We start from the raw sequence: 4,470 nt of genomic DNA, 5'->3' as shown, positions 1-4,470 counted from the left end.
GGCTCAGGGGCGTGCGGCGCCGGACACGGGCCGGCGGCAGTCGGGGAGTGCGGGGATGTGGCCGGCTGGCGGTGCGGTGCGACGACGGGTCGCGAACACACTGCCGCGCGCCGGTCGGCGACGATGGCCGTCGATGTGTGAGACGCCGTGCGTCATCGGGTCCTCCTCGGGTGTCCACGCCCTGGGGTCGTCCCGACGGCCGAAGTATCCTGGCTTCCGGATCGACGCTCACCCCCGGCCTTCCAACCGCAGACACACGGCCGTGACTCACGAGGGGGGATCGCTCCCCGGTGACAGTGGCGGGACCGCGCCGGAATCGCACCGGCTTCCTTCACTGCCGTCAGGCCGCGAATGCTGCCACACCCGACCGCCGCGGGTCAACGCCCGACGCCCGGCCGCCCGCCGCCCAGGTCAGCATCGACCAGCCGCGATGGGAGCGGAAATCGAGTGGTGCCACGTAATGTCGTGCGCCGATCGATTCGACTGTTCCGCGTTTCGTTTCCCGACCGGTCTGCCGCCAGGTTGGTTACGTTGCATCCGATCATCACCCGGGCAGGGCCTATGACGTCGAGGTCGACACCAGCCGCACCGAGTCGCTTGACTGCGCGCGCCATCGCGGCACACGTGATCTGATCACGCCGGGCCACCGCGGCGGATCGGTGGATCAACGCGCCGAAGCGGGGGTCAGCGTCCCCGGCGCTCCGGGTGCGCCCGGTTCCAGGCCCGCATCCGCTCCGGGTACCCGGTGCGCGCGGCCTCGTACAACGGCACGGCGTGCCGCTGGGCGATCTTCGCGGCGACCCGGGGCGACCCGGTCCGCCGCCGGATCCACTCCCCGTCGTGGGCGATCGCCAGCACCGTGGTGTCGGTGGCGGTGGTCTCCGGTTCCAGGTAGAACTCCACGCCCCAGCGGCTGCGGACGAACGCCTCCAGGGCCGCCAGGTCGTCCGGCGTGGCCTCGCGGTCGAGCTTCGTCGGGGTCCCGTCGGTGGCGCGCTGGCGCCGGCTGAACCAGCCCATGCCCGGCTCCTCTCCTCGGCGTACGGACCAGTGAAGCACCCCTGCCTGGCAACCTGCTGGGCGCGGGTTAAGAGGATGCTGACCATGGCCCGCCCGCCCGTACACTCGTCCGGTGGCGGCGTGGCGGACGGTGGCGGCGCGAGACAACGCCGACTGGTGTGATCTGGTCTGCCGGGCCCACGGCCTCGCGGGGGCGTACGACGCCGACGCCTGGTCGGTGCCGCGCCGCTCCCCGCCGTGGTATCCGGACGCGGTGACCCTTCGCCCCGGCGTGGACGCCGCCCGGTTGCTGGCCCGGATCGACACCGGGCCCGGGGCGTCGGTGAAGGACAGCTTCGCCGACCTGGACCTCGCCCCGTACGGCTTCCGGGTGCTCTTCGCCGCCGAGTGGATCCACCGGCCGGCCACGGCCGCCCCGGGCGGGGTGGCGCTGGCCCCGGTCGACTCGGCGCGGGGGCTGGCCCGCTGGGCCGCCGCGCACGGCAACGAGGCACTGTCCCGGCCGGCTCTGCTGGCCGACTCCCGGATCACGTTCCTCGCCCGGCACGACGGCGACGGGGCGCTCGCCGGCGGCGGCGTGCTCACCGACACCGGCCGGGCCGTCGGGGTGTCCAACATCTTCGCCTCGGACGGGGATCTCGCCGGGGTCTGGCGCGGCGTCGTCGCGGCCTGCCCGGGCCGGCCGCTGGTCGGCTACGAGCCCGGCGATGGCCTGCCGCCGGCCGGGGACGCGGGTTTCCGGCGCGTCGGGCCGCTGCGCGTCTGGCTGCGGCCCGACGCGCCGGACGCTGCGCGTCCGGCTGCGGGCGGCACCGCCGCCGGCACCCTGGACCCCACCGCCGGGGGCAGCTATCCCTGAGGAGCACGGGGCCGGTCACGTGCACCGGCCGGCGTGACCCTGCGTGACGATTCGCGAAGCACCGGGACCAGCGCGAGGGCGGGCACCAGCAGCAGCGGCACCGCGAGCAGGGCCCGCAGCGTGCCCACGTGGTCACCGAGCAGCCCGAGCAGCGGCGGGCCGCCGAGGAACGCCGTGTAGCCGATCACCCCGACAACGCTGACCCGGGCCGGCGCCCCGTCCTCTTCGTCGGCGGCGGCGCTGAGCCCCACCGGGAAGCCCAGCGACGCGCCCAGCCCCCACAGCGCGACACCGAAGATCGCCACCAGCCCGCTGCCGGCCAGCACGGCGAGGCAGGCGCCCACCCCGGCGAGCAGAGTGGTGCCGAGCAGCACCGGCACCCGGCCCCACCGGTCGATCGCCACGGTCCCTGCGGTCCGCCCGATGGTCATGCCGACCACGAACACCCCGAAAACGGCGGCGCCGGCCGCCTCGCTGAGCCCGTACCCGTCGACGAAGGCCACCGCGAGCCAGTCGTTGGCGCTGCCCTCGGCGAACGCCATCACCAGCACCAGCAGGCCGATGAGCAGGGTGCGCGGCTCCCGCCAGGCGGCGAGCAGCGACGCGCGCCGGGCTGCGGCCGTCCCCCCACCGGCCGGCGCGTCCCCGGCTTCGGGCAGGAAGGACCGGGCACCGAGCAGCGTACCGACGATCACCACCGCCGCGAGCACGCTCAGGTGCACGGCGACGGGCACCCCGACCCGCGCGGCCCCGGCGCCGAGCCCCGCGCCGGCCACCGAGCCGAGGCTCCAGGCCGCGTGGAACCGGGGCAGGATGGTACGCCCAAGCCGCCGCTCGACGGTCGTACCCTCGATGTTCATCGCCACGTCGCAGGTGCCGGCACCGTAGCCGAAGACGAACAGGCCGACGGCCGCCCCGGGCAGGAACCCGGCGAGCCCGGCGGACGTCCCGGCGACGATCATCCCGCCCGCGACCAGCGCGGCGCCGAGAACGACCGCCCTGGCCGCGCCGAGGCGCTGGGTCACCAGACCGGCCGTCGGCATCGCCAGCAGCGCGCCCAGCGACATCGACAGCAACAGCAGGCCGAGCCCTCCGGCGCTGAGGTCCAGCGCCTCACGGACGGCCGGCACCCGGGCGAACCAGGTGGCGACCGCGAGCCCGTTCAGGGCGAACACTGCCGCTACGCCGTTGCGGGCGGCCAGTACCGGGCGTTGCGCACCGGCCCGATCGGCACCCGGGCGGGCAGGTGGGGCGTCGGTGCTGCTCATGGGCGGCGTCCTCTCGGCTCCGGGCGTCGACCGCCTATTGGACACCCCCACGCGACAGGACCGATCACCACCCCCGCCCCTTACCACGATCCGGACGGTGACTCATCGGCAGGCGGACGGCGGGTAGTCGCGGGATCACACCGCCGGCAGTCCCAGCGCCTCGTCGACGCGGCCGAGCACGGCGGCGTCGTCGTCCACGCCCACCCCGCGCAGCAGGTCGATGGCGGTGGCCCGCAACTGGCCCACGATCATCGCCAGCGGCAGGGGCTGCCCGGAGGTGAACAACCTTCCGGCGACCCGGACGGCGTCCAGCGCGGCGGCCTCGGCACGGGCGGCGTGGTCGTCGGCGACGGCGTCGCGGCCGTCGAGGTCAGCGGCGAACGCCTCACCGGCGGCGTGCACGGCGTCGGCCAGGCAGCGCACCGCCGCGCCGAGTTCGGCCGGCACGGGGCTCGCCAACCGGGTGAGCGTCACCCCGGCCCGGGCCAGCACCCGCACGTTGCGCACGGCGTAGTCGATCTGCCCGATGGACGCGTCGACCGAGCGCAGACGGCCCATGTGCCGGCGGCGGCGCACGTGCAGGGTCAGCGCCTCGCCGGCGGCGAGCACCGCGACGCGCAGCCGCTCCACGCCGGCGTCCATGCCCCGCGCCCGGTCCAGGGCGGCCAGGGCGGCCTGCTCGTCGCCGGCGTCGAGCGCGTCGGCGGCCTCCCGCAGCAGCCCGGCGAGCTCCTCGAAGGTCTGCCGGAACTCGGCGACCAGCGGAGCCAGCGGGCGACGGGCGTCGACGAGCTGGCTGGCCACGAGGGCCACCGCCCCGCCGATCAGCGCGTCGACGAACCGGAACGGGATCAGCGACTCCGTCGGCGGGGCGACCACCACCAGGTAGAGGGCGGACACGGCGGCCTGCACCACGGAGATGCTGCTCGCGCCGATCGCCACGGCCAGCACGATGGTGAGCAGGATGACCGTGAAGACCGTCCAGGTCGTACGCGGCCCGAGGGCCTGCACCACCACGTCGGCGACGAGCACCCCGGCGGCGACGCCGAGCACCACCTCCACCGCCCGGCGCATCCGCTGCCCCCGGGCCTGCCCGAGGACGATGAGCGCGGCGGCCGGGGCGAAGAACGGCTGCGGGTGCCCGACCAGCCGGGTGGCCAGCACCCAGGCCACGGTGGCCGCCACCGTGCCCTCCACTACCGGCAGCCAGCCCTGCCTGATCCGTCCGGCGGCCTCCCGAAACCAGCTCCACCGCACCATCCGCCACCTCCCTGCCCGCGCGCCACCGCCCATGGTGCTCCGGGAGTGCCGGACACCCCCACC

At 75.6% G+C, this 4,470-nt stretch carries 4 protein-coding genes and 1 riboswitch; of the genes, 1 reads left to right on the top strand and 3 read right to left on the bottom strand.

Features of this window, described 5'->3' with window-relative positions:
* Positions 1-202 precede the first annotated feature (202 nt).
* Positions 203-332: riboswitch (cobalamin riboswitch) on the bottom strand.
* A gap of 352 nt (positions 333-684) precedes the next feature.
* On the bottom strand, positions 685-1,020 hold the full coding sequence (locus E1258_RS30170) for a hypothetical protein (protein WP_132407083.1): 336 nt from the start codon (positions 1,018-1,020) through the stop codon (positions 685-687).
* A gap of 112 nt (positions 1,021-1,132) precedes the next feature.
* On the opposite strand from E1258_RS30170, the gene E1258_RS30165 reads away from it, so the two are divergent.
* Complete coding sequence (locus E1258_RS30165; RefSeq protein ID WP_132407081.1) at positions 1,133-1,879, top strand: hypothetical protein; 747 nt, start codon at positions 1,133-1,135, stop codon at positions 1,877-1,879.
* Here the strand turns inward: E1258_RS30165 and E1258_RS30160 are convergent.
* Positions 1,870-3,147: an MFS transporter gene (locus E1258_RS30160; protein ID WP_165949942.1), complete on the bottom strand. Its 1,278-nt coding sequence runs from the start codon at positions 3,145-3,147 to the stop codon at positions 1,870-1,872. The genes E1258_RS30165 and E1258_RS30160 overlap by 10 nt on opposite strands.
* Positions 3,148-3,282: 135 nt before the next feature.
* Complete coding sequence (locus E1258_RS30155; protein ID WP_132407077.1) at positions 3,283-4,407, bottom strand: aromatic acid exporter family protein; 1,125 nt, start codon at positions 4,405-4,407, stop codon at positions 3,283-3,285.
* Positions 4,408-4,470 lie beyond the last annotated feature (63 nt).

Source organism: Micromonospora sp. KC207, from assembly GCF_004348615.1.
Lineage (GTDB): Bacteria > Actinomycetota > Actinomycetes > Mycobacteriales > Micromonosporaceae > Micromonospora.
This window is presented reverse-complemented; position numbering and strand designations above follow the sequence as displayed.

Coding starts and splice junctions, on each gene's coding strand:
- E1258_RS30160 (WP_165949942.1), bottom strand. CDS start 3,147: ATGAGCAGCACCGACGCCCCACCTGCCCGCCCGGGTGCCGATCGGGCC.
- E1258_RS30170 (WP_132407083.1), bottom strand. CDS start 1,020: ATGGGCTGGTTCAGCCGGCGCCAGCGCGCCACCGACGGGACCCCGACG.
- E1258_RS30155 (WP_132407077.1), bottom strand. CDS start 4,407: ATGGTGCGGTGGAGCTGGTTTCGGGAGGCCGCCGGACGGATCAGGCAG.